This is a genomic window from Natronorubrum marinum, assembly GCF_052040125.1.
Classification (GTDB): Archaea; Halobacteriota; Halobacteria; order Halobacteriales; family Natrialbaceae; genus Natronorubrum.
The window spans coordinates 222481-247348 of the sequence record NZ_JBPPFV010000004.1; the positions used below are offsets into that span (position 1 = coordinate 222481).

General features: G+C 59.9%; 19 protein-coding genes. 14 read left to right on the forward strand and 5 right to left on the reverse strand.

The window, feature by feature from the left end:
• Positions 1-286 precede the first annotated feature (286 nt).
• The 5 genes from ACSFC5_RS21000 (at position 287) to ACSFC5_RS21020 (ending at position 7813) form a co-directional block, all read left to right on the forward strand.
• On the forward strand, positions 287-1450 hold the full coding sequence (locus ACSFC5_RS21000; protein WP_440767164.1) for a CaiB/BaiF CoA transferase family protein: 1164 nt from the start codon (positions 287-289) through the stop codon (positions 1448-1450).
• A 169-nt stretch (positions 1451-1619) separates the two neighbouring features.
• Complete coding sequence (locus ACSFC5_RS21005) at positions 1620-2798, forward strand: CaiB/BaiF CoA transferase family protein (protein ID WP_440767165.1); 1179 nt, start codon at positions 1620-1622, stop codon at positions 2796-2798.
• A 182-nt stretch (positions 2799-2980) separates the two neighbouring features.
• Positions 2981-4159: a CaiB/BaiF CoA transferase family protein gene (locus ACSFC5_RS21010; protein WP_440767166.1), complete on the forward strand. Its 1179-nt coding sequence runs from the start codon at positions 2981-2983 to the stop codon at positions 4157-4159.
• Positions 4160-4797: 638 nt separating this feature from the next.
• Positions 4798-5814: a TAXI family TRAP transporter solute-binding subunit gene (locus ACSFC5_RS21015; protein ID WP_440767167.1), complete on the forward strand. Its 1017-nt coding sequence runs from the start codon at positions 4798-4800 to the stop codon at positions 5812-5814.
• 73 nt (positions 5815-5887) lie between these two features.
• On the forward strand, positions 5888-7813 hold the full coding sequence (locus tag ACSFC5_RS21020; RefSeq protein ID WP_440767168.1) for a TRAP transporter permease: 1926 nt from the start codon (positions 5888-5890) through the stop codon (positions 7811-7813).
• 207 nt (positions 7814-8020) lie between these two features.
• Here ACSFC5_RS21020 and ACSFC5_RS21025 read toward each other — a convergent pair whose 3' ends face one another.
• Together ACSFC5_RS21025 and ACSFC5_RS21030 are read right to left on the reverse strand one after the other, a co-directional pair.
• Positions 8021-8299 (reverse strand): aldehyde dehydrogenase family protein, encoded by a 279-nt coding sequence (locus ACSFC5_RS21025; protein WP_440767169.1) that lies wholly within the window; start codon positions 8297-8299, stop codon positions 8021-8023.
• 322 nt (positions 8300-8621) lie between these two features.
• Entirely contained in the window at positions 8622-9959 is a 1338-nt protein-coding gene (locus tag ACSFC5_RS21030) for an ABC transporter substrate-binding protein (RefSeq protein WP_440767170.1), read from the reverse strand.
• 247 nt (positions 9960-10206) lie between these two features.
• Here ACSFC5_RS21030 and ACSFC5_RS21035 point away from each other — a divergent pair, with 247 nt between their 5' ends.
• A complete protein-coding gene (locus ACSFC5_RS21035) occupies positions 10207-10569 on the forward strand; it encodes a helix-turn-helix domain-containing protein (RefSeq protein ID WP_440767171.1) in 363 nt (120 codons plus the stop codon).
• 124 nt (positions 10570-10693) lie between these two features.
• On the opposite strand, the gene ACSFC5_RS21040 is transcribed toward ACSFC5_RS21035, so the two are convergent.
• The gene (locus ACSFC5_RS21040) at positions 10694-12148 is read right to left on the reverse strand and encodes a YjiH family protein (protein WP_440767172.1); all 1455 of its coding nucleotides are present in this window, start codon (positions 12146-12148) and stop codon (positions 10694-10696) included.
• A gap of 204 nt (positions 12149-12352) precedes the next feature.
• On the opposite strand from ACSFC5_RS21040, the gene ACSFC5_RS21045 reads away from it, so the two are divergent.
• The 4 genes from ACSFC5_RS21045 to ACSFC5_RS21060 are packed head-to-tail and all read left to right on the forward strand — an operon-like array spanning position 12353 to position 17632.
• A complete protein-coding gene (locus ACSFC5_RS21045; protein ID WP_440767173.1) occupies positions 12353-14302 on the forward strand; it encodes a 3-hydroxyacyl-CoA dehydrogenase/enoyl-CoA hydratase family protein in 1950 nt (649 codons plus the stop codon).
• A 2-nt stretch (positions 14303-14304) separates the two neighbouring features.
• Positions 14305-15504, forward strand: coding sequence for a thiolase C-terminal domain-containing protein (locus tag ACSFC5_RS21050; protein WP_440767174.1), 1200 nt, complete (start codon positions 14305-14307; stop codon positions 15502-15504).
• On the forward strand, positions 15501-16013 hold the full coding sequence (locus tag ACSFC5_RS21055) for a Zn-ribbon domain-containing OB-fold protein (RefSeq protein ID WP_440767175.1): 513 nt from the start codon (positions 15501-15503) through the stop codon (positions 16011-16013). Before ACSFC5_RS21050 ends, ACSFC5_RS21055 begins: the two co-directional genes overlap by 4 nt.
• Entirely contained in the window at positions 16010-17632 is a 1623-nt protein-coding gene (locus ACSFC5_RS21060) for a long-chain fatty acid--CoA ligase (RefSeq protein ID WP_440767176.1), read from the forward strand. The genes ACSFC5_RS21055 and ACSFC5_RS21060 overlap by 4 nt, the downstream gene beginning before the upstream one ends.
• A gap of 533 nt (positions 17633-18165) precedes the next feature.
• On the opposite strand, the gene ACSFC5_RS21065 is transcribed toward ACSFC5_RS21060, so the two are convergent.
• Together ACSFC5_RS21065 and ACSFC5_RS21070 are read right to left on the reverse strand one after the other, a co-directional pair.
• Positions 18166-19023, reverse strand: coding sequence for a branched-chain amino acid ABC transporter permease (locus ACSFC5_RS21065; protein WP_440767177.1), 858 nt, complete (start codon positions 19021-19023; stop codon positions 18166-18168).
• A 3-nt stretch (positions 19024-19026) separates the two neighbouring features.
• Positions 19027-20322 carry an ABC transporter substrate-binding protein gene (locus ACSFC5_RS21070; RefSeq protein WP_440767178.1) on the reverse strand — a complete coding sequence of 432 codons (1296 nt, stop codon included), beginning with the start codon at positions 20320-20322 and terminating at the stop codon, positions 19027-19029.
• Positions 20323-20505: 183 nt separating this feature from the next.
• Here ACSFC5_RS21070 and ACSFC5_RS21075 point away from each other — a divergent pair, with 183 nt between their 5' ends.
• The 4 genes from ACSFC5_RS21075 to ACSFC5_RS21090 all read left to right on the forward strand — a co-directional run bounded on the left by ACSFC5_RS21075 (position 20506) and on the right by ACSFC5_RS21090 (position 24509).
• Complete coding sequence (locus tag ACSFC5_RS21075) at positions 20506-21558, forward strand: branched-chain amino acid ABC transporter permease (RefSeq protein WP_440767179.1); 1053 nt, start codon at positions 20506-20508, stop codon at positions 21556-21558.
• Positions 21559-21575: 17 nt separating this feature from the next.
• On the forward strand, positions 21576-22352 hold the full coding sequence (locus tag ACSFC5_RS21080; protein WP_440767180.1) for an ABC transporter ATP-binding protein: 777 nt from the start codon (positions 21576-21578) through the stop codon (positions 22350-22352).
• Positions 22353-23069, forward strand: a complete 717-nt coding sequence (locus tag ACSFC5_RS21085) for an ABC transporter ATP-binding protein (RefSeq protein WP_440767181.1) — start codon at positions 22353-22355, stop codon at positions 23067-23069.
• Between the two features lie 678 nt (positions 23070-23747).
• Positions 23748-24509: an IclR family transcriptional regulator gene (locus ACSFC5_RS21090; protein WP_440767182.1), complete on the forward strand. Its 762-nt coding sequence runs from the start codon at positions 23748-23750 to the stop codon at positions 24507-24509.
• Positions 24510-24868 lie beyond the last annotated feature (359 nt).

Below are 24868 nucleotides of genomic sequence, written 5' to 3' on the forward strand. Positions count from 1 at the left end.
TAACACGATCGACCATAGTACTACTAGTGAGTGGTTGAATATTCAATATATTCGATTGTTTCCGCGTTTGGGCGGTGTGGGAGAATCAACCGATTATCTGTACTACAACCGATCGCGCTTCCAGGATGGTTGGACGGTGCGACAGTTGTTTCTAACCGATTTTCGACGCTCGGTTTTCGATAGATCATCTATCGCCGCCTCATTCTGATTCAGTGTATCGATTCCCAATCGACCCAGTACGCAGTCGACCAGTAAGGCTAACTTGATCGAACGCAGTGCTGTGAGTATGGGACCCAAGCCGTTAGACGATATCACGCTTATAGACGCCTCACAGGGCGTCGCCGGACCGACTGCGGGCGTCATCTTCGCCGACCTCGGCGCGGACGTTATCTCCGTCGAGCCACCAGGGGGGAAGACCGCCCGTCACTACCGTAACGGGATCACGCTTCCAAACATCGCGCGCAACAAACGCTCGGTCGTCCTCGATCTGAAAACCGCCGAGGGAGTCGCTGCACTCCACCATCTCGTCTCTGACGCCGACGCGTTTATCCACAACAACCGACCAGGGAAGAATGACAGCCTCTACTGTGACTACGAGACCCTCGCCGAACTCAATCCGAAACTCGTCTACTGTTCTGTCACCGGCTACGGCGAGGACGGTCCCTACAGTGACCGTCCGGCAGTCGACCCGCTCGCGCAAGCAACCTCTGGCATGATGTGGTCGACCGGCGAACCCGACCGCAAGCCAGCCCGCATTAGCGTCTCCGTCGCCGACTTCTCTACCGGTATTTACGCCGGCTTCGCGATGCTGGCCGCGATCCGTCACGCCAGAGCAACCGGTCAGGGCCAAAAGATCGAAACATCGCTGTTCGACACTGCGGCCGGTTTCATGGGCCACTGGTACACGCTGTTCAGCAAGACCGGCGAGCAACCGCACCGGCAGGGAGATTCGTGGGACACCTACGCGCCCGCTGGCATCTTCAAGACGGCGACGAAACCGATCTATCTGGCGACGCCGTTCCAGTTCCTCTGGGAACGCGTTGCCGAGGCAGTCAACCGGCCCGACTGGCTCGAGAACCCGCTGTTTGAGACGAACGAAAAGCGCCTCGAGAACCGCAACGAACTCACCACTGAACTCGAGGCAGAGTTCGCAGGATACGATCGCGACGAACTCCTCGATCGACTGTTGCCGGCTGGCGTCCCAGCGTCGGAACTCAAAACCGTTGCGGAGGCCGCTCACGACAAGCATCTTCACGAACGCGGGACGCTGCAGTACATCGAGGACGTGGATGGCTCGGAAGTAATCGCTACTGCCTGTCCCGCTCGATTTTCCGAGACGCCGGCCGAAGTAGAACACGGTCCACACGAGGTCGGCGCTGATACGCGAGACGTGCTCTCCGAGTACGGGTACGAAGTCGAGAAAATCGATACGCTCCTCGACTCACAGTAACACGCGACCAGTTTCGACGTGTTCTCTCGACTATCGTCCAGTTGAGCAGTGATTGGAGTGGACCGACGTTATACACCTTTAGACGGCTCAATCTCTCCGTGCGCGATCATCGAACAAGAGCTACCGTTCCATCCAAAAGGCTTTATCAGCTGGCATGCTCCCATCGAGTATGCGCGGGAAGCCCTTAGCGGACATTACGGTTCTCGATCTGTCACAGGCAGTTGCAGCGCCGTGTGCAAGCGTGTTACTTGCTGACTTCGGCGCGAACGTGATCTCCATCGAACCGCCAGGCGGTGGCTCCGAACGGAAGTACGGCGGCGGATCAACGATGCCAAACTTCGGCCGGAACAAGCGGTCGATGGTTATCGATCTCAAAACCGACGACGGCACCGACGTACTCCACCGACTGGTCGAGGACGCTGACGTCCTCATTCACAACAATCGGCCGGGAAAGATGTCGGACCTCGGCTGCGGTTACGAGACGCTCTCGGACGTCAATCCGCGACTCGTTTACTGCTCCGTTACCGGCTACGGTGAAGATGGTCCCTACTGCGACCGCCCCGGATTCGACCCGCTCGCGCAGGCGATGTCCGGTCTGATGTGGACGACGGGCGAACCCGATCGCAAACCGTCGCGCATCGGAGCGTCGACGATCGACATCGGAACCGGCATCTACGCGGCCTTCGCGATCTGGCCAGCACTCCGTCACGCCAGAGCGACCGGCCAGGGACAGAAGATCGAAGCCTCCCTGTTCGACACCGCGGCCGCGTTCATGGGCCACTGGTACACGCTCTACGACAAGACCGGGCGGCAACCACAGCGGCAAGGCCACTCCTGGGAACTCTACGCCCCGTCGGGGGTCTTCGAAACTGGTACCGATCCGATTTACCTCTCGACACCGTTCCAGCATCTCTGGGAGCGCGTCTGTCGGGCCGTCGATCGACCGGAGTGGATCGACGACCCTCGCTTCGAAACGGGTGAGGACAGAGTCGACAATCGGTCGGAACTTGCTGCGGAACTCGAGGCCGAGTTCGCCACCTACGAGCGTGACGAACTCCTCGATCGCCTTCTCGAAGCGGGTGTTCCCGCGTCGGAGCTCAAAAATGTCGCAGAAGCAGCGCGCGACGAACACCTCCACGAACGGGGCACGTTACAGCAGGTCGAAGACGTCGACGGCTCCGAGGTCACGGCCGCGACGACGCCAGTCTCTCTCTCGGAGACACCCGGCCGTATCGAACGCGGTCCACCGTCGCTCGGTGAGCACTCTCGAGACGTCCTGGATGAGTTCGGATTCGACGAAGACACGATCGAGCGGCTGGTCAGCGACGACATCGTCCACGAAAGATAAGTCCGTAAACTGCGCTGACTGATCCACTCCACTGTCGTCCGTTCGCGTTGACGTTCCTTGAGAACGAACGGTGTCGCTGCTTTCTCTCGATTTCTATGGTACACGTGCAGCCAGCAGCAAGTCGCATCGACAACGGATACCGTCTCCCAAACCGTTTTATCTAATCACAGTCGATGGGTTGTATGGCCCAAACACCGCTTGCAGCGACGACCGTACTTGATCTCTCACAGGGAGTAGCCGGACCAACCGCAGCAACGTTGCTCGCGGATTTCGGTGCGGACGTGATCTCCGTCGAACCGCCGGGCGGCGCGACGGAACGCCGACTCGCCGAGGGATCCGCGTTCCCGAACGTCAGTCGTGACAAGCGCTCGATTGTAATCGACCTCAAATCCGACGACGGCACCGACGTGCTCCATCGACTGGTCGAAGACGCCGACGCCCTCATTCACAACAACCGACCGGGAAAGATGACCGACCTCGGCTGTGACTACGAAACGCTCGCCGAGATCAATCCGGAACTCGTCTACTGTTCGGTCACCGGCTACGGCGAGGACGGTCCGTACCGCGACCGTCCGGGGATCGATCCGCTCGCACAGGCAATCTCCGGAATGATGTGGACGACCGGCGAGCCCGATCGAAAACCCTCGCGGATCGGTGTGCCGACTATCGACTCCGGTACGGGAACGTACGCCGCCTTTTCGATGGTCCTGGGACTCTGGCACGCTCGAGAAACCGGAATCGGACAAAAGATCGAGACCAGCCTCTTCGATACCGCGGCGACGTATTTAGGGAACTGGTACACGCAGTACAGCATGACCGGCGAGGTTCCACAGCGGCAGGGTCACGCCTGGGACGGCTACGCTCCGTCGGGCGTCTTCGAAACGGGGACAGACCCCATCTATCTCGCGACGCCGTTCCAGGGTCTCTGGGAGCGATTCACGCACGCGATCGATCGAAACGACTGGGTCGATGATCCGCGATTCGAATCGAACGAGAAACGCCTCGAGAACCGCGAAGAACTCACCGCCGAACTCGAGGACGAGTTCCGTTCGTTCGATCGGGAAGAGTTACTCGCACAGCTGGTCGCGGCAGGCGTCCCGGCAGCCGAACTCCAGACAGTCGAACAGGCGGCACACGACGAGCATCTCCACGAACGCGGGACGCTCCGGCATGTAACCGATGTCGATGGGTCCGTGGTGATCGCGACCGGGCCGCCGGTTAAATTCTCCGAGACACCGGGTACAGTCGACGACGTTGCACCCGAACTCGGCGAACACACGTCTACAGTCCTCACCGAGTTCGGTTTTGACGCGTCGACGATCGAGCGCCTGATGGACGAAAACGTCGTGAACTCGCCATAGCTGAAAGTGAGGACTGAATCGTTTTCACTACTGGTAAACGATTAGGGGTTCTGATCCTCGTTGGGGAGTTACCGAAACGATTGGTAGTGGCAAGTGTACCAATTCTTGTTACCACTACGCATCGTTCAGTGATTCATCAACGCTGTGAGTGAACATTCTCAATCAAGAAGGTGGCACGTCGTTGCGTAATCGCCTGTGGGTTTACCAGCAGTAAATGAGCGAGAAGACCAGTGTCGGCTGCGAAATGCCCGAAATCGACGTTTTCAGACGTCATCGAAAGTGGTTGGCGTCGTACAGTAACCTCGACAGCAGCGAATTTACGGTCGTACTGTTGTAATTATATGCGGACCGGACGAGGAGACACCGGCAACTAGTGTATTTACTCACGGTAAAAGGCGTGGAGACTACTGAGTTAGTACGATCAACGGGCGGTTGGAACGACTATCAACCACGCGAACAGTGAATCGACCGCCGGGCTCGAGTCACGACGGAGCGTTCCGAATCACAGATAATCCAGCAAGCGTGGGTGGATCACACACGTGGGAATGAACCGTCCCGAGAAAGCGTGTGGGATAATCTACAGAATAGAAAGAAATATATATTCCCCCCATACATGGTATGTTATTGCAAGACTAACCATGACTGGCATTACGAGCGGCCGTCAGAGTAGACGACAGTATCTCATCGGCGCTGCAGCGGTCGGGACAGCGTCGATTGCAGGGTGTATGGGTAACAACGGTGCCGAGAGCTGGGTAATGGGCACCAGCGAACAGGGGACCTCGAGTTTCTCGATCGGGCAGGCACTGCAGAGCGTCCTCCGGAACAATAGCGATCAGGTCGAAGTCTCGGCACAGGCATCCGACGGGCAGGTCGCCAACGCACGACAGCTCGGCGACACGTACGATATCGCGTTGCTATCGAACAACATCCACTACGATTCACTGGAGGAGCGCGGGCCGTTCGCAGACGAGGCCCCGGATAACCCCGCCTATCTGGGTTTCTCTACGACGTCGTCCGAGTGTTTCATGGTCACGAGAGCCGACAGCGACATCGAAACGTACGACGACCTCGTCGGCGAGACGATAACGACGTTCGGCTCCGGTTCAGCGCTCTACCAGCTAACAGCGACGATCTTCGAAGAGCTCGGCATCTACGACGACTACGATTATCGGGACATCCCGCTTAGTGACTTCGGCTCCGCACTCGATGAGGGCCGAATAGATGCCTGTGGGGCCTATACCACGCTTTTGGGAACGAGTATGTCCGGCGGGATGCAGGATCTCGCGAGTCGCGTCGACCTTCGGGCACTCGAGATGAGCGACGAACAGCAGGCAGCCGTCGAGGAGATCGTCGCACCGGAAGTGCAACAGATCTCGCCGGAGTCGTTCGACAACATCGATGACGTGCTCGCGTGGACCGACGTCGCAAACGTCGTGTTTGCGGATCACGTTCCCGAGGACCTCGCCGAACACGCGGTCGAGGTCTGGTTCGACAACTGGGGCGAAGTCCAAGAAGCGTACGGATCCATGCTCGACAACGAGGGCGACAATCTCCACAGTGGATTCCTCGACGGACTCCCCGTCCATCCGGGTGCAGCAAACGTCTTCGAGGATCGCGGTGTAGAGACGGACGACTGGGACGTCGGCTCGGTTTGAGCGGTCCGTGAATAGCAACGGTCTTGAATACAGCCGCTAACGTGTATTAATACGAATAATGTTCACTCGTCTCATGGAACCTCCTACTCGACTCGCACGACACGTAGACGTGACAGCAGTCGTCTACGGCCTCGCAGTTCTGTTTTGGGGGTTCGTCACGTGGCATACCCTGCAGTGGCGCATTTCCCAGGCGCTGTTCGGCGTCATCGTTCTCGGGTTCGCGCTTACCGTGTACTGTCTGGAAACGATTGCCGAGGCAGCCGAGGAGGACCAGCGACGGCGCCTCGCGCTTCTCACGCTATCGCTCGTGATCGGTATCGCGACGACCGTTTACATCGTCTTGAACTTTCAGGAGCTACAGACGGTCAGAGTCGGGTATTCGACGACGCTCGATTACGTCGTCGCAGCCGCGTTTATCGCGTCGATCATCTACCTGACCTACGACGCGTACGGACTCGGATTCGCGTCGATGATCGTTGCGGTCGTCATCTACAGCCAGTTCGGGTCGCTGTTCCCGGGGTGGCTCTCTCATGCGGGCCTGAGTTTCGAACGCGGACTCGAGGTCGGGATGCTCGGAATCCAGGGCGTGTACGGAGATTTAACACAGGTCATGGGGACGATGGTCGCCCCGTTCCTGTTGCTCGCCGGCCTCATTCGATTGTTCGGCGGGTTCGGGCTGATCATTCGGCTGTCGTTCTGGGTGGCACAGTACGTTAAATCGGGTATCGCCCAGATGGCCGTCATCAGCAGCATGCTGATCGGATCCATCAACGGGAGCGCCCTTGCAAACACGTCAATCACGGGTTCGTTCACGATCCCGGTATTGAAGAGCACCGGCATCAAAAAACAGCAAGCGGCAGCGATCGAATCGGTCGCCTCGACAGGCGGCCAGATCATGCCGCCGGTGATGGGTGTCGCGGCGTTTCTGATGGCCGATATTCTCGCCCGGCCGCTTATCGATATCTTCGTCGCTGCGGCCGTTCCGGCGCTAATATTTTACCTGACGATCGTCATCTCCGTCTACCAGATCGATCGGCAAAACGACGTCGACGTCTCGGTTGACAGACAAAATCTGATCGACCGTGTCCCGGAGCTCGGGGAATGGATCGATACCGACGGACAGGATCGATCGATTTCGTACACCGTGCTCGAGGTCGCACAGTTCGTACTCCCGCTGGTGGTGTTGTTTTACTATCTCGCGTACGTACAGACGACGGTCATGCGAGCGGGAATGTACGCTTCAGGTATGATGGTCCTGACCGGCTGTGTATTCGCCGTATACGACAACTATTACTCGGACGGGGCGTCGCTACGGGCGTCGGGACGCGACGCAATCGAGAAACTGGCGGGCGGAATGTACGACGGACTCCACACGCTCGCTCCGCTGACGATCGTCGTCGCGGCAATCGGACTGCTGGTTGATACGCTGTTTACGACCGGGCTTCCAGCGACGCTGTCCTTCGCGCTTATCGACCTCTCCGGCGGTGTCCTGGCGATCTTGTTGGTGCTGACGATGATCCTCTGTATCATTCTGGGTATGGGAATGCCAACCAGCGCCTCGTACCTCGTCGTCGCGCTCCTGGTCGCGCCGAACCTCATTCAGTTTGGCATTCCAGAACTCTCCGCGCACTTCTTTGTGCTCTACTTCGCTATCCTCGCGGCGATTACGCCACCGATCGCTCCGGCGATCGTCATCGCGAGCGCCATCGCGGAATCGAACTTCTGGAAGAGCTGTCTGGAAGCGATCAAGATCTCGATGCCCGTATTTGCACTCCCGTTCGCGTTCGTCTACAACCCGTCGCTGGTCACTGACAGCCCCTCTCTCAATACGCTCTGGGCGGCCATATTTGTCGTCATTGGCGTCTTCGTTCTCTCGTACGGACTGAACTCGACCCGTCCGTTTCCGGTGCTTACGCGGATCAATCGGCGGGTCGCACTCGTTGGCTCTCAAGTATTCTTCACTGTCGTTGGGATCCTGATCATCGCGGTTCCAAAGTAAGCAATCGCGCTCGAGTGACTGTTTTGCCGTCGCTGTGTCTACAGTGACGGATATGACGTTCTTAGCGAACGACTCTATCGTCCAGTAGTTTCAGACGGATACAACTGGTTCGACGGTTCGATCCGTGCGGGTGAAACAGTCCCGCCAGTGCTCAACGCTGGCAAGACGTAGCCCGTTCGTGACCGACAGCGTCCGCTCGAGATCCCATCAGAAATCGTACTGAAGCAAAATCCACGCTGTCTCGATGACTTCGGTCAGGAACTTCTCGATGTCGAAGCCGTCGCCACCGGAGGTTCTGGTGTCGCTGAAGGGGACATGGGCCTCGTCGGTGATCGGCTGGTCCTTGACATGGAGAATCTTAGCACCCATGCGTTCCGCGATACGTTTCCCCACGACGACGTTGTCGGCGTGGACCGAACCTAAGAGCCCGAACGCCGTATCGTTCGCGAGTTCGACCGCTTCGTCGACATCCGAGATCGGAATCACCAGTGCGATGGGGCGAAGTCTGTACGATAATACCTGGCCTCGGACCGTCTAGTGAGCTAGATTGGTACGGTATTGAAATCTCGAGGGAGAGATACCGATGCTATCAAACTGAACCGTCACTGCCGATCCGAAATCCATGGAGTGCTCGCCGTCGGTATCGTCTACTATAGGTGAACGCTTCCACGGACGTTCGGTCAGTGGAAACAGCGTGCGTACGAATCTGGAATAAATCGAGTTGATCGCGTGAACGAGATTCGAACGTTCGTTTCTCACTGGATCGACCGTTACGCTCCGGGTTCGAACTGCGTCGACAGCCCGCCGATCATAGCCAGTCGGGGTCAACGTAATTGGCCGTCGCCTCCGATTCTGGCCAGATGACTTCCTGAACGCCGTCGCCCGCATCGTTTTCCTGCCACTGGAAGTACACCGGTCGGATGTTGTCTTCGCCGTAGATGACGTCGTGTGCGAACTCGTGGTTCGCGTCGTAGAACTCGATCGTTCCCGTGGTGCCGGTAACCGACGTTTGCTCGAGTGCGTCGACGAGGGCGGCGGCCTCGAGCGTCTCGGCTCGTTGTGCCGCATCCGCGAACACCTCGATCGCGTCGAACGCGACGTACCCGCTGTAGACCGGTGCATCGCCGTCGAACAGCCGCTGATACTCCTCGACGAACGGCTGGGTCTTCTCGGTCAGTTCGCTGTTTGCGGTTGCGGTGGTGTAGCTCAACCCGTACTCACAGCGTCCATCGGTCAGGTCGTAGTACATGGGAAGTTGCATCGGGACGTGATTCCCGCCGAACGCGAACGCCCGTTGCTCGGTCGCCCAGTCCGCCAGGAGCTCGTTACCGGTGTGGGCCGCCGAGACGAACGCCGCGTCGGCACCGGTTGCTTCGACGTCGCCGTAAATATCCCCGAAGTCGTTGGTCGCTGGCGGATACCGTTCCCACAGTGTCACGTCGACGCCGGTGTCGGCGAGATGCTCCCGATAAATCTCCCATGACCGTTCGACCCAGGCGTAGTCCTCGGCGAGGACGGCGATCGACTCCCAGCCGATCTCGCTCGCCATGTCCTCGAAGAAATCGAGTTGCATCTCGCCCATGAAGTGGGCGTTCTGGGGCCCCACCCGGAAGTGATACTTGTACGTCTCGTACTGTTCGCGGACGAGCTGATTCGGTAACAGCGGGACCGACCCCGCCGTAAGGTGAACCGTCTCGTGCTCGGCGATGTCGTCCATCAGTCCGTTCAGCACTTCCGCCGTCGCCACGCCCATGGTGACGTCGACATCCGCTTCGAGAATGAGGCGGTGATACGCCCGCCGCGCCTCGAGCGGACTCGCGTTCGTGTTGGCGACGATGAGTTCGACGTCCCGGTCGAGGATCCCGTTTGCTTCGTTAAGCTTGGCGGCGGCGACTTCGGCGCCGCGAACGATCGACTGGCCAGTGTGGTTGCTGTTCGGATTCGGCGTCAGAACGCCGATCCGTACCGGGTCGGTATCGTCGGCTTCCCTGTCGATCAACTCGTAACTCCCCAGACAGCCCGCAAGCGAGATCGTGGTTGCGCCCGCCGTCGTCGTTTTGAGCAGTTGGCGGCGGTCGAGAGTACGTTGCCGGGTAGTGTCATTCGTACCGTCTGAACGTCCACCACGGTAGGTTTCGTCACCCATATTTACCGGAAGTTAACATTCATTTCACTTAATACTACGTATTAACAATGGTGTCGAATTACGCCATCACGGTTACCAGATTCTGTTCTGCCAGCGAGAACTAGCTGTACTAATTTCGCCTATCATTCGTTCGAATCGGGACAGATTACGTTATGGTACCGATTATAATAGACTAGCTATGGAAACAGACGAGTTGGCCGGACGGTCGGTCAAGTAGAACGAGACACTGTTCTCCATTACCGAATCTTTGAAAGAGACAGACGTTGCGGGAGTCACTGAACTCGCCGACCGGCTCGGGCTGGCCAAAAGCACGGTCCACAATCACCTCCTCAGCCTCGAGCGACACCGGTACGTCGTCAACGAGGGTGGCCAGTACCGACTCGGCCTCGAGTTCTTCAACACGGGGTCCACGTTCGCAATCAGTACGAGGTCTATCACGCCGCGAAAGACCGTATCGATAAGCTCGCAGAAGAGACCGACGAGGCGGCGTGGCTCATCGCCCACGAAAACGGACTCGGGATGTTCGTTTACGGCGTCCCGCGAAACGAGTCGTTCTCGTTCGATTCGACGATCGGAACCTGGTCTCCCGTTGCAGATCACGAAAACGTAGTTCTCGTTTTCCGTCGGTCAAAAAGGCAGTGAGGTACCTGTGTCGAGCCGTTGAACGCCTGGTCCCAGCACTGATCAGGAGCGTTGCGTCGCTCGAGAAATCCCGTTCGGCAGACGGGAGTCGGTTACAGGAGACCCGCAAACGACACGATATGCGTCAGTGCTGCGCTGATGGGAATCAAGACGAGCGTTCGGACGACGAAAATCGACGTGATGTCTCGAAGCCGAACCGGAATGTCGTCGAACATGTCCATCATCATTGGACCGGATGCAGCGAGGAACAGGATCTGGCCACTGACGACCAGGATCACGAAGAACTGTGCGGCGGGCGCAATGCCGACCGCTGCCAGTGCACCGATGAAGACGTCGGCAAAGCCAAGAACGATCGCTGCGGCCACGACGTCCGCGTCTGGAATACCGAACAGTTCGATGACCGGAACGAGTGGGCTGGAAATCAGTTGGAAGAGTTGCGTGTTCTCGTAGACGACGAGTACGAGCGTTCCGATAGCGACGACGGTTCCGATAAGACTCGCCGTCAGGACGATGCCGTCAACGAGTCCTTTCCACCCAGCTCGCACCGACGATGTTCCCTTCGATTCCGCCATCGCCTCGCTGATACCGAGTCGGAAATAGTCGCCGATCGACCCCGTAAGGTCGGGTTCGACGTTCGGCTCGCTGATGTACTCCTCAGGAACTCGAGAGAGCGGCGGAACACGAACTGTGATGATCGCGGTAGCGACGATCGCGACCAGGTACGCGAGCAAGATCACGGGAAAGAGATGCAGCAGTTCGAAGGCAGAGGCGAACACGCCGAGAGTTCCGATGCTCGCCGTCCCGAAACACGAGCAGATGATGAAGACTTCGCGTTTGTTGTATCCCCCACGGTCAAAGACCGTTCGTGTAACGTAGAAGCCGATCGCAAACGAGCCCGCCCATGACGCGGCACTGTCGAGTGCAGATCGTCCGGGCAGCCCGAACAGCGGTTGCATCACGGGGCGGGCGAGGGTCCCGACGAACTCGAGGGCTCCACACTCGATGAGCATGTTGACGAAGATCGAGCCGAGCGGGATGATGATGACGACGCTCAGAATCAACGTGTCCCAGATCACGCCGGAGACGCCTGGATTCTGGATAAGTGTGGGACCGATTCCCAGGAGATAGGCGGTCGCAAGTACCGTTCCGGCGAGGCGGAGAAACCAGAACGCCGCGTTCGTCTCCCAAACCTGTAAATCGAATCGGTTCGTGACGCTGTCATCGAACGTATAGAGGCCGCGACGGTGGCTCTCCGCGATCGTCGTCATAACGGCGGCGCCGAAGATCATGAGCCATGCCAGGCCAAGCACGTACTGCGCGGCACCCTCCTCGATGTACGACACAAAGATATCGAACGGAACCGTTACAGCACCTTCCCACGGAACCGGAAGCACGAAGAAGGCAGTTCCCAAGACGAACACAGCGAGGAACCGTGCGAACGGGAGCCGTTCAGTTTCGTTGAGTGTCTCGTCGGCGATTGTTTTTTCATCGGGTTCGACCCCTTCCCACGTCTCCTCGTCGCTACGCCATGCATCTTGCCCAATCACATCAGATTATGTGCACACCACCCATGATAAGTATATCGATGGGGTTTCGAATTCAAATATTGTTATTAGGCATGCGTACCGCGAGCGGGTCAACTGACGAATCGATGCAGGCCGAGCTGTCGGAAAAATATTATGTACTAGCAATAGCTGCATGCTGGTGGGTTGTCCAAAGATATATTTGTTGGAACCACAGAGATAATTATGATGACAGTCAGCAGCATTCAGCGTGTAACAGTCCTCGGAGCAGGGAGTATGGGTCACGGGATCGCGGAGATCGCCGCGATCGGTGGCTACGACGTGACGATGCGTGACATTGAGGACGATCTCGTCGAAAACGGGTACGACAACATCGAATGGAGCGTCGAGAAACTCGCGGAGAAAGGACAGGTCGACGAGTCCGCCGACGAAATTCTCGGGCGAATCGAGACGATGACGGACCTCGCTGACGCAGTCTCCGACGCCGACCTCGTTATCGAGGCTGTTCCCGAGCAACTCGAGATCAAGGAGGACACGTTCTCGTCGGTCGACGAACACGCGCCCGATCACGCGATCCTGGCGTCGAACACCTCGAGCCTCTCGATTTCCGATATCGCGTCGGCGACGGATCGACCGGAACAGGTCGTCGGGCTCCACTTCTTCAACCCGCCCGTGAAGATGGATCTCGTCGAAGTCACCTACGGCGAGGCGACGAACGATGAGACAGCTGAACTAGCCTACGAGTGGGTCGAATCGGTCGACAAGACGCCGATCTACGTCCGCAAGGACGTCCACGGCTTCGTCGTCAACACCGTCCTCGTCCCGTTCATGGAGGAGGCCGCGTGGATGCTCTCGAATGACGAAACCACGATCCAGGAGGCGGACGCCGCGATGGTTTACGAACGAGGCTACCCGATGGGGCCGTTCGAACTCAACGACTTCGGCGGTATCGACATCGGCTACCACTTCCGTTCGGAGTCCGATCAGTCGGTTCCGCCGGTCGTCGAGGAGAACGTCGAGAACGACCATCTCGGCAAGAAAAGCGGGAAGGGATTCTACAACTACGACGACGGTGATGGCGTCGATTATAAGCCCGAGGACGCCGGAAGCTACGACACCCTTCGAACGGAAGCCGTCATGATCAACAAGGCTGCCTGGCTCATCGGCAACGGCGTCGCCACGCCTGAAGAGATCGACATCGGTCTCCGCCTGGGCGGCAGTTTCCCCGAGGGGATGTGCCGACGCGGTGACCGCATCGGACTCGACGTCGTCCTCGAGAAACTCGAGGCGCTCTCGGCGGAGTACGACGCGGAACGCTACAAACCGACCGACTACCTCATCGAACTCGTCGAAGAGGGATGGACCGGCGAGGATGCCGGGAAGGGCTTCTATGACTACCGCGTCGATCCGCCGTACCACTACATCAACTGGGAGATCGACGACGACGGCGTCCTCGAGATCGAACTCGACCGCCAGGAGCGCATGAACTCGATGTCCGACGATATGTTCATGGAGATCGACCGACTCCTGACCGACATCGATACCGACGACGTCCGCTGTGTCGTCTTCTCGGGCGCCGGGGACAAAGCGTTCAGTTCCGGGGCGGACATCACCGGCTTCACGGCCGACGATCCCGCCGAAATCATGGACGTCGACGAGATGTTCCAGACCGTCTACGAGTTCCCGCGGCCGACCGTCGCGAAGATCGACGGCTTCTGTCTCGGCGCCGGCATCGAACTCGCACTGGCTTGTGACATCCGTATTGCGACCGAGGACTCGACGATCGGCACCCCCGAGACCGACCTCGGCGTGATCCCCGGCGGCGGTGCGACCCAGCGCCTCGCCCGTCTGATCGGCGAGGGCCGAACCAAGGAGATGGTCTACCGTGGGATGCAGTTCGACGCCGTCCAGGCCGAGGAGTGGGGCATCGTCAACCACGCCGTCGCTGACGACGAGTTCGACGACCGCGTCGGCGAGATCGTCGCCGACCTCGTCTCCGGCCCGCCGGTCGCACTCAAAGCCGCAAAGCAGGTCATTCAGGACGGCCAGGACGCCAGCCTCGAGGCCGCACTCGAGATGGAAAAGCAGGCGTTCGCCGTCCTCGCGACTACCGACGACATGCTCGAGGGCGTGACGGCGTTCAGACAGAACCGCGAACCTCACTTCGAGGGTGAGTGATCGTGGCAGCTTCAGCGCGTAACGTCGCGATCGTCGGCGGCGGTACCTCGGAGTGGGGCGAACGCGACGCGACGTGGAAAGACCTCGCCCAGGAGGGCGGAAAGGCGACCTTCGACGCCGTTCCCGGTGTCGGCCCCGACGATATCGAGGGGCTGTTCGTCGGCACGGTCCAGCCGGAGCGATTCTCCTACCAGTCACACGTCGCGCCGATGGTCGCCGAGTTGCTCGGGATCGAAGTCACGGAGATGACCGCCCGGACCGAACTGGCGTGTGCCAGTGGGCAGGCGGCACTGCGCTACGCCTGGCTCGCCATCGCCGCCGGACAGCTCGATACGGCACTCGTCCTCGGCGTCGAGAAGATGAACCTCGGCCGCGAACACATGCCCGAGATGCAGGCGTCGATGGCGAACGTCTTGGACCGGGAGTTCGACGGCGTCAACGGGCTCTCCGCGCCACCGTTTTTCGCGTGGTACGCCCAGCGACACATGCACGAACACGGCACGACCCGCGAACAGCTCTCGCTGGTCGCCGCCAAAAACAAGAGTCACGCCGCCAAGACTGACTTCGCACAGTACCGCTCGGAGATCGAGCCCGAGGACGTCACGGAGTCGCCGAAGATCGCGCCGCCGCTGCACCTCTACGACTGCAGCGGGATCACCGACGGCGCAACCGGCGTGATCCTCATGAGCGAGGAGAAGGCTCGCGAGGTCACCGACACGGCGGCCTGGATCACCGGCAGCGGCCAGTCCTCGATGGCGGGCAACTCGATCAACAACTTACCGTCGTTCTCCGGCTGGCCGCAGGCTCGCAAGGCCTCCCAGAACGCCTACGACCAGGCCGGCATCGAAGACCCCCTCGAGGAGATCGATATCGCCGAGGTTCACGATTGCTTCTCGATCAGCGAGATCATCGAGTACGAGGAACTCGGCTTCTGTGAGCGCGGCGAAGGCGGCCAGTTCATCGAGGACGGCCGCAGCCAGATCGACGGCGACGTCGCCGTCAACACCCGTGGCGGTCTCCTCGGATGTGGCCACCCGCTGGGCGCGACCGGCGTCTCCCAGGCCCTCGAGGTTACCCGCCAGTTCAACGGCGGCGTCGAGAGCGGCCGACAGGTAGACGACCCAACGACCGGGCTGATCCACAACTTAAGCGGCAGCGGCTCGGTCCACAGCGTGATGGTCTTAGACCGTGATCCACAATGACTGACTCAGACACCAACGGCGGCGACACCGAACGCGAGCGCGTCTCGGTCCCCGACGAGGTCGAACTCCCCCGACTGCTCGACTTCTACGAACTGCAGACGGAGGACCAGACGCAGATCCACGAGTTCTACGACAACCTCCGGGGCGGACAGCTGACGACCACGCAGTGTACCGACTGTGAGGAGATCCACTTCCCGCCCCGGATCGTCTGTCCCGAGTGCACGAGCGATGACCTCGAGTACGTCGACCTCCCCCACGAGGGAGAGCTGTTCGCCTTCTCGGAGGTTCGCGGCGGCCTCCCGATGGGACTGAGCGAGCACGACGTCCCCTACGTCGTCGGCGTCGTCGATCTCGGTCCCGTCCGGCTCTCCGGGCGCGTCGACGACGCCGCCTACAGCGACCTCGAGATCGGCGACCCGGTCTCGCTGAAGATCGTCGAGATTGACGGCCCGACCGACGAAGAACGCGTCTTCTACCGCTTCGAACCACAGGACGCTGATTCACGATGAAAGACTACGAACTCACGCTGCAGGTCATGCTCGAGCGGGCCACTGACCTGTTCGGACACAAAGAAATCGTCTCGGAACTACCTGACGCAACGACCCACCGATACACGTACGACGAGGCCTACGACCGGATCGGCCAGCTGGCCAACGCGCTCGACGAACTCGGCGTCGGTCGCGGTTCGCGCGTGTCGGTGATGGCGATCAACCACTACCGCCACTACGAGCTGTACTTCGCTCCCTCGTGTAGCGGTCGAAGCATCCACATGACCAACCACATGCTCCCCGACGAACACCTCGTCGAAATCGTCAACGAGGCCGAGGACGAGGTCGTCTTCGTCGATCCCGAGTTCGTCGAGACCGTCGAGGCCGTCGCCGACGACTTCGAGACGGTAGCGCACTACGTCATCTTGGACGATGAGGTCCCCGAAACTGACCTCGAGCCGGTTGTCGCCTACGAGGACCTTCTGGAGGGTCAGGACACCGACTACGACTGGCCCGAGATCGACGAAGACGAGGAGGCCGGTATCTGTTACACCTCCGGGACTACGGGGCTGCCGAAAGGTGCCGCCTACTCCCATCGAGACCTCTACCTGCACTCGCTGACCCACGGCCACGTCGACGTGTTCGAGGTCGGCGAGAACGACGCCGTAATGCCCGTCGTCCCGATGTACCACGTCAACGGCTGGGGACTGCCGTATTCGGCGACGCTATCGGGCTCGAAGCTCGTGTTGCCGGGGAACAAGACCGACGCCGAAGGGATCGCACAGCTCATCGATCGGGAGAACGTGACCGTCACCGCCGCCGTGACGACGGTGTGGATCGAGATGGCCCAGTTCTACGACGACCGAGACGATATCGAACTCGCGAGCCTCGATCGAGTTCTCATCGGCGGCACGTCACCGCCGGAGTGGCTCATGGAGAAGTTCGATAAGGAGATCGGCGCACCGATCCATCAGGGCTACGGGATGACCGAGGCGGCACCGCACCTCGTCAACACGATGACGACATCAGAGGTCGCAGAGCTCCCGGAGAGCGAGCGATACCACCAGCAGATGAAGCCCGGAATCCCCGCGCCCGGCGTCCGGATCCGCCTGCGCACGCCGGGCGGAGAACCGGTTCCCCACGACGGAGAGTCGACCGGCGAGATCCAGGCGCGGTCACCGTGGCTCATCGACGAGTATTACGCGCGCCCCCAGGAGACCGAGGCGTCGTTCACTGACGACGGCTGGTTCAAGACTGGAGACGTTGGTACCATCGACGAGTACGGCTATCTCGATGTCGTCGACCGCCTCGACGACGTCATCAAAAGCGGCGGGGAGTGGATCTCGTCGCTGGAACTCGAGAACGAGCTCATGGCCCACGACGCCGTCGAGGAGGCGACGGTGATCAACATGGAACACGAGAAGTGGGACGAGCGGCCGATCGCGTACGTCGTCCAGCGGAGCGTGGTCACCGAGGACGAACTGAAAGAACACCTGTTAGAGCGGTTCCCGAAGTGGTGGCTACCGGATGAGATCGTCTTCATCGAGTCGATCCCGAAGACCACGACCGGGAAGTTCGACAAGAAGGTGCTTCGCGACGAGTTCAAGTCCGAATACGGGGAGCTCCCGGTCGACCAGTAGACACGTCGCCAACCGATATTTTGGGTCGTTTCGTTCGTCCAGGGTTACCGCTCAACTCACTCGTTCGTCCCACATTCCGCCGTGTATGTACACGAGTACGGAACCGGATGGGGATTGCGTTGCTCCGGGAGATAGCGGTCAAGACGCAGTTCACCCTCTCCGTGGCCTCCGCGGTCAACTTCAGGACGTTCAGCGAACGTGAGATTTTCGCACGTTTCGATTCCGTTTGCGGGCGTCGCTGGCTTTCCCGCCACAGTTCCAGCCGACAGTGCAAGCGCTGATCCGGCGATACCGAGTCCGCGAAGGACTGATCTTCGGGACGCGCCACGGTTCTGCTTACGAGTAACCACCGTCAACATGCGGTAGTGATGGTTGACCAACACATATATTTTGTGATGATCATCAAAATCGTACGGTGTATCGGGAGGAGACATTCCAGTACGACATCGTGAAATGCGGTATCCGTGATTCCAAAGACTGCAACGAAAGAAAGCGGTGCAGTTCAGGACCCAATACGAGGAGAGGTGCCGATCTCAGGCCGGCAGCTCCCGGCCGTAGAGCCCGGTCGGTCTGACCAGCAATACGACGACGACGACCAGTAGCGCGGTCATCCCGCTGAGTCGCGGCGATATGGCCGAGGTAGTAAATACCTCGAGGAAACCGATGATGTACGCCGCGACGAGGCTGCCTCGAATCGAGCCGATGCCGCCGAGGATGACGATCGCGAACGCGAGGACGAGGGGCGTCATCCCCATGTCGTAGGAGGCGGCGCGGAACGAGCCGTAGAGTACGCCGGCGGAGCCGGCGAGCAGTCCGGCGACGCCCCAGGTCAGCAGCGTGATGTCGCCGGTCTTGATGCCGACCAGTGCGGCGCCCTTCTCGTTCATGCTCGTGGCGATAATCGCCTGTCCGCGCTTCGTGTGGTTGACGAAGACGAACAGCGCGCCGATAAACACCCACGAGAGGACGAATATCAGCAGGTTGTTGTACAGGAGCGAGACGCTGCCGATCGACGTGCTTCCGCTGAGGAGCGACGGGACTGATCGCGGCTCGGAGCCGATACCGGCCCGAAACGAGTACTCGATGACGAACCACGCCAGCAGCGTCAGTATCAACACGTTTATCGGATCGTCGATGTGCCTGACGAAGACCCCGTAGAGCACGACGTGGAAGATCGCGCCGGCGACGGTACCCGCGAGCAGTCCGATCCAGACCCCACCGCCCAGTCCGGCGACGAACCAGGCGGTAAAGGCCCCGATCGTAATCGTCGCACCGTGTGCGAGGTTCGCCTGGCCAGCGACGCCGAAGACGAGGGTAAACCCGACCGCGATGAGCGCGTACAGCGAGCCGAGGATGATCGTGTTGGCGGCGATGCCGACGATATCGACCATGGCTCAGAACCACTCAGGCTCTTGGTACTCCGAGGTCGCCAACTCCTCGGGGTGGATGACCTGCTGAAGCCCCTCGCCGTCGTCTTCCTCCTGCCACTGGAAGTTGATTCGCCGAAGGTAGTCCTCCCCGAATTTCGCGTCGTGTGGATACTCGTGATCCTCATCGTTGAACTCGATCCGACCACGCGTCCCCACGTAGGAGGCGTCAGCCAGCGCCGGGACGACTTCTTCAGCGTCCGTCGTTCCCACCTCTTCGACGACCTCGGCCCACATCATGATCCCGTCGTAGGTCGCGTACGAGAAGGCATCGTTCGGATAGACGTCGAACTCGTCGTTGTACCGCTCCGCGAATGCGGTCGTGGACTCGGAGAGATTTGCAGTGTGGACCGCGGGCGCGTTACTGATTGCGTACTGGTTGTCGCCGTCGAACGCTTCGTAGGAACCCGGATCGACGATCTGGGAGATCTGACCGCATATCGAGAACTCACGTTCCTCGTCTCGCCACTGGATCATCGCCGGCCCCGCACTGTGGGCCTGTGCCATCACGACGGCGTCCGCGTCCTCGCCCTCGATGTTGTCGAACAGCGGGGTGAAGTTCTCCGTATCGGCCGGATACCGCTCGTTGTAGACGACCTCGAGGCCGACGTCTTCGAGCAGGTCGGGGAGAGCGTTCGTGAACGACTGGGTCCACTCGAACTCCTCGCAGAGCACGGCGACCCGATCCCATCGTCCCTCCTCTTGCATGTGCGCGGCGAGATCCGAGATCGACGCGATCCAGCGGGTCGCGTTCCCGTACGGACGGAACTGATACTTGTACTGCTCGTAGTCGTCCGCGAGCATCTCGGCGATCGTCGGCGAAGTGTGGCCGCCGCTCATGTGAACCGTCTGGTGGTCGGCGATTTCGGACATGAGGGCGGTCATCACCTCCGTGACGAACACGCCCGCCGTTACGTCGACGTTCTCCTCGACGACGAACTCGAGATACCGATCCGAGGCGGTCGAGGAACTCCCCTGCGTGTCCGCGACGAGCAACTCCACGTCCTCGTCAAGGACGCCACCGTCATCGTTGAGATCGCTGACGGCCAACTCGGCAGCCTGCTGCTGTGCGGTCCCCTGGGGAGCACTCCCGGGGTCGTACGCGAGCAGCCCGATCTTGATTTCGTCGTCGTCGTCGCTATCCCCCATCCCGCCGATACAGCCGGCGAGTGAGGTGGTCGCGCCGATTCCGGCGAGGCCGACGAACTGCCGTCTGTTCAGTTTCCCAGGAGCACCTGTGATATGCCTTTGATTACCACGCATATGAACCGAGTGTTTCCAATGGTAAATAAAACTATCGGTGGTGTTGTGTACCGACGTCAAGGCTGACGACGGTCGCTCCGGTCGCGCGGCGCCCGGACGTGATACTTATAAGCAAGGATCGAGCGTGGTAGAAACATATATAATGGCGCGCAAGACACATACTGTCGAAGATTAAGTGAACACATGACACAGGTAGACCTCGAACCACGGTACATCGTCGGCATTGTTTGCTTCGTCGGGCTCATTGCAGCGCCGTTTCTCCTCCCGATACTCACGCTTAGACAGCTCACCGCGGCGCTGTTCCTCGGGATGTTCGCGATGAGTTGGGACTACGTCTCCGGCTACACGGGACAGTTGAGCTTCGGGCACAGCATGTTCTTCGGGGTCGGTGGCTACACTGCAGCGGTGCTCAATCTTGAACTCGGTCTCACACCAGTGCTGGCGATTCTCGCCGGAACGATCGCCGCGGGCATCGCAGGACTCGCCGTCGGATTTCCGGCACTCCGCCTCGAGGGACCGTATCTGGCGCTCATCACGCTGATCGCACCGCTCGTGCTCGTCCAGATCGTCAACATCTTCCCCGGAACGTTGGGTGGCGACGCGGGACTTCCGAGTCCGGCGGGCCTGGTCTCGGTCGACGGGCCCATCGAGATCCTCTCGACGATCGGCTTCGAAACGGTGTTCGTCCACGAGACGATCGTCTACTACTATCTCGCACTGGCGCTTTTTCTGGCAATCTATGCGCTCTTTTACGCGTTCACGCGGTCGTACGTCGGATCGATCTTCACAGCGATCCACGAGGACGAAGACGCGGTCCGGTCCGTCGGCATCAACGCGGCGAAGTTCAAGGTGTTCGCGTTCACGATGAGCGGCACGGTCGGCGGGCTGGCGGGCGCCGCGTTCGTTCACACTGCCGGGGAGCCCAATCCTGGTGAAATCCTCAGTATCGTCGTGAGCATCGAGGTCGTTCTGGTCAGTATCCTCGGCGGCATGGGAACGATCACCGGTCCCGCCGCCGCGGGGATCGTCTACTACTTCGCCCGGGACGCGCTCCAGACCAGTTCCCTGACGATTCCCGTCCTCGACGTCACGGTCGGGCACATCTCGATGGCGCTATTCTTCGGAATCGCGCTACTCGTCCTCTTTTTCCTGCCGAAGGGGGCGCTCCCGTGGCTCACCGAGTGGAGTCGTGACGTACTCGAACGACGAACCCGGCGTTCGGAATCGCCATCGTAATCGACGGAGGAACACGCATGAGCACGCATACAACACAATCCCCCCGTGACGAAGCACAGACGACCGACATCCTCCGACTCGAGGATGTCACGAAACAGTTCGGAAACGTTACCGCGGTAGACAACCTCTCCTTTAGCGTCAGCGAGCGAGAGATACTCGGATTCATCGGTCCAAACGGCGCCGGAAAGTCGACCACGTTCGACTGCGTCTCCGGGACGATGGCACCGACGGACGGCGAGATATACTACCGCGACGAGAACGTCACCGGCGTCCCACAGCACGCCCTCGTCGAGAAGGGGATCGCACGAACCTACCAGACGTTCCGCCCGCTGAACGACCGAACGGTACTGGAGAACATCGCGCTCTCACAGATGCCTAACTCGTTGTTCTCGCTGCAGGATTTCCGCGCCGACACGGAACAGCGAGCCCGAGAGATCTGCGAGCAGGTCGGACTGGGCGACGTGGTCGACCAGACGCCCGACGAACTTCCCCACGCCGGAATGCTCCGGCTCGAGATCGGACGGGCACTCGGAACCGATCCGGATTTGCTGTTGGTCGACGAGCCGTTCGCCGGACTCACGTCCGACGAAATCGACCGCACTGCCGGCCTGTTCACCTCGCTCCGCGAGGATGGGATGACGCTGGTCGTGATCGACCACAACATGCACGGGCTGCTCGACCTCGTCGACCGCGTTATCGTCATCTCCTTCGGCGAGAAGATTGCCGAGGGGACGCCGGCGGAGATCCGCGACGATCCGACCGTCCAGGAGGCCTACCTCGGAGGTGAGATTTAAATGGCGGACGACTCGCGCGAATCGATGCTCTCGGTTTCGAATCTCTCCGTCTCCTACGGGAAGGTGACGGCACTCGAGGGCGTCGACCTCGACGTCCCGTCCGGTGAGACGATCGGCGTCATCGGACCGAACGGTGCGGGCAAGTCGACGCTGGTCGACACCATCGGCGGCTTCCTCGATTACGAGGGCTCGATCACCTACCGGGGCCTCGAGGTCTCCGAGACGGACACGCCGACGCTGATCGAAAACGGGCTGTTCTACTGCACTGAGCGACGGGACCTGTTCGGCCAGATGTCCGTCGAACAGAACCTCCGGCTCGGCTCGTATCTCAACAACGAGGGCGAAAGCGAGCGACTCGAGGAGGTCTTCGAGCTGTTCCCGCGACTCGAAGAGCGCCGGTCACAGGAAGCAGAGAGTCTGAGCGGCGGCGAACAACAGATGCTGTCGCTCGGCCGTGGCCTAATGAGCGATCCGGAGTTTCTCGTTTTAGACGAACCGTCGATCGGGCTGGCGCCGGTCGTTCTCGACGACATCAGCGAGGCTCTAACGTCGATTCAGGAACTCGACGTCACGATCCTCCTCTGTGAGCAAAACCTCACGTTCGCCCTCGAACACGCCGACCGACTCACGCTCCTCGAGAACGGAACAGTACAGCGATCCGGAACGACGGCGGAGCTCCAGTCGGACGAACTCGTCGAATCGTACATCGGTGGCTGACGGGGGGTTCGGCTCAGCCCCCGTCAGACGGAGCCACGAAGCGTTGGAGGTCGATTTTGGTGCGACTGTGACTGTTCTGCGATCGCGTCGGGTGACCGGTATACCTGCCCGTATCAGTCCGGTTCCCGTCCGCCGTCACGCTCCACTCTCGTTTTCGAATTCCGTCTGTCCATAGTAGATTGGCGTTTCCTACCGGCTGCCGTACCGATGGTCCGACGTGTCGTGGGCCGGTTTGTGGCTGATCAAACCGTACCCTACAGGGCCTGGTCCCGTTCAGTGACCGGTTGATGACTGGTTGGTCACCGACCGATGGTCGATCACACTGGCGAATCCTCTTCCGTCGATCCGCGAATCCGCTCATGCTGGTCGTTCACGCACCACATTCGTTCGTCATCGTCTCCCATCGAGTGACCGGACATGCAATGCCAGTCGATGACGACCGCTGTATTCGTCTACTAGTAGTAGACACCGTCTCAGACACGCTCAGATTCCGGCTGCCGCTTCGGATTGATTACAGTGGTACTATTGTAATCGACGGTGGAACGAACGGAGACCCATCGCAGATCACCCGAGAGATCAACCAACGGCGGAGAGAAGTCCGGTTTGGTTCGTAGGTGGTTCCAAGATATCGTCTGATATAATCGGACAGTTTAAGTATCGGGACGGCGACATTCCGGTATGACCGACGCAACACCCCCGATGTCATCGGTGCTCCGGGCGTTCGACGTACTGACTGTTCTCTGGGAAGTAAACGGCGCCGGCCCGTCGGAGGTCGCGACGCGGATGGACATCCCGAAGAGCACGGCTCACGTCTATCTCCACACGCTCGAGGAGACTGGCTACGTCGTCAACGACGGCGGCGAGTACCGGCTCAGCCACCAGTTCTTGGCGACGGGATCGCGAATCAAACACCGTAACAGCCTCTTTCAGGCAGCAGAGCCGAAACTCCGCGAACTCGCAATGGAGACGGGCGAACTCATCACCCTGGTCATCGAGGAAGCTGGCCAGTCGGTAATCCTCCACAAGGAAACTGGCGACCGATCGCTCGAACTGGGCATCTACTCGGGGATGATCACGCCGTTGCACTCGAACGCAACCGGGAAAGCGATTCTCGCCAACCTTCCACCGGAGCGGACGGACGAAATCATCGAGATCCACGGGCTCACGCCGTTGACAGAGAAGACGGTCACCGACGAGGAGCGGTTACGAACCGAACTCGACTCGATCCGGGAGCAGGGGTACGCAGTCGACTGGGATCAACAGGTCAAGGGAATGGGGCTAATCGGGGCACCGATCGAGATCGACGCCGAACTCAAGGGTGCAGTCGGTATCGCGGGGCCGACGGGGCGAATCCAGGACGAGACGTATCAGACCACGCTCCGACAGGAACTCCAGGGGACGATCGATTCGATTACGATCAAGTATCGGTACGGCACGTGACTCGAGGTGATACCGTCGTATTGGGGGATCCATTACCGGAAACGATCACGAGCGACAAACGTTCACTAAAAGGAAACCCACTGGTTCAGTCCCGCCAGCGAACGGGACCATTGATTTTGCGATATGCTGACCGTACAGCCATCGTGAAACCAATTGCGTACTGACTGCCGGTCCCTACCCGTTCGATTCGAGATCGAGTTGATCTCATATTGAGTGCCACTGGGCAACTCGAGCGTGGGCTGCGACTCGAAACCGGTGTCGCCAAACGTCGGTCAGCGGCGGGTGTCGCGAGCGATTCGTTTCTTGGTAGCGAACACATGTTAGTCACTTTTGATATTTCGTGGACGAAACCGCGATCA

Bases quoted from the DNA above. Each gene is read 5' to 3' on its own strand.
- ACSFC5_RS21000 (WP_440767164.1), top strand. From the start codon at position 287: ATGGGACCCAAGCCGTTAGACGATATCACGCTTATAGACGCCTCACAG.
- ACSFC5_RS21005 (WP_440767165.1), top strand. From the start codon at position 1,620: ATGCGCGGGAAGCCCTTAGCGGACATTACGGTTCTCGATCTGTCACAG.
- ACSFC5_RS21010 (WP_440767166.1), top strand. From the start codon at position 2,981: ATGGCCCAAACACCGCTTGCAGCGACGACCGTACTTGATCTCTCACAG.
- ACSFC5_RS21015 (WP_440767167.1), top strand. From the start codon at position 4,798: ATGACTGGCATTACGAGCGGCCGTCAGAGTAGACGACAGTATCTCATC.
- ACSFC5_RS21020 (WP_440767168.1), top strand. From the start codon at position 5,888: ATGGAACCTCCTACTCGACTCGCACGACACGTAGACGTGACAGCAGTC.
- ACSFC5_RS21030 (WP_440767170.1), bottom strand. From the start codon at position 9,959: ATGGGTGACGAAACCTACCGTGGTGGACGTTCAGACGGTACGAATGAC.
- ACSFC5_RS21045 (WP_440767173.1), top strand. From the start codon at position 12,353: ATGACAGTCAGCAGCATTCAGCGTGTAACAGTCCTCGGAGCAGGGAGT.
- ACSFC5_RS21055 (WP_440767175.1), top strand. From the start codon at position 15,501: ATGACTGACTCAGACACCAACGGCGGCGACACCGAACGCGAGCGCGTC.
- ACSFC5_RS21060 (WP_440767176.1), top strand. From the start codon at position 16,010: ATGAAAGACTACGAACTCACGCTGCAGGTCATGCTCGAGCGGGCCACT.
- ACSFC5_RS21065 (WP_440767177.1), bottom strand. From the start codon at position 19,023: ATGGTCGATATCGTCGGCATCGCCGCCAACACGATCATCCTCGGCTCG.
- ACSFC5_RS21070 (WP_440767178.1), bottom strand. From the start codon at position 20,322: ATGCGTGGTAATCAAAGGCATATCACAGGTGCTCCTGGGAAACTGAAC.
- ACSFC5_RS21075 (WP_440767179.1), top strand. From the start codon at position 20,506: ATGACACAGGTAGACCTCGAACCACGGTACATCGTCGGCATTGTTTGC.
- ACSFC5_RS21080 (WP_440767180.1), top strand. From the start codon at position 21,576: ATGAGCACGCATACAACACAATCCCCCCGTGACGAAGCACAGACGACC.
- ACSFC5_RS21085 (WP_440767181.1), top strand. From the start codon at position 22,353: ATGGCGGACGACTCGCGCGAATCGATGCTCTCGGTTTCGAATCTCTCC.
- ACSFC5_RS21090 (WP_440767182.1), top strand. From the start codon at position 23,748: ATGACCGACGCAACACCCCCGATGTCATCGGTGCTCCGGGCGTTCGAC.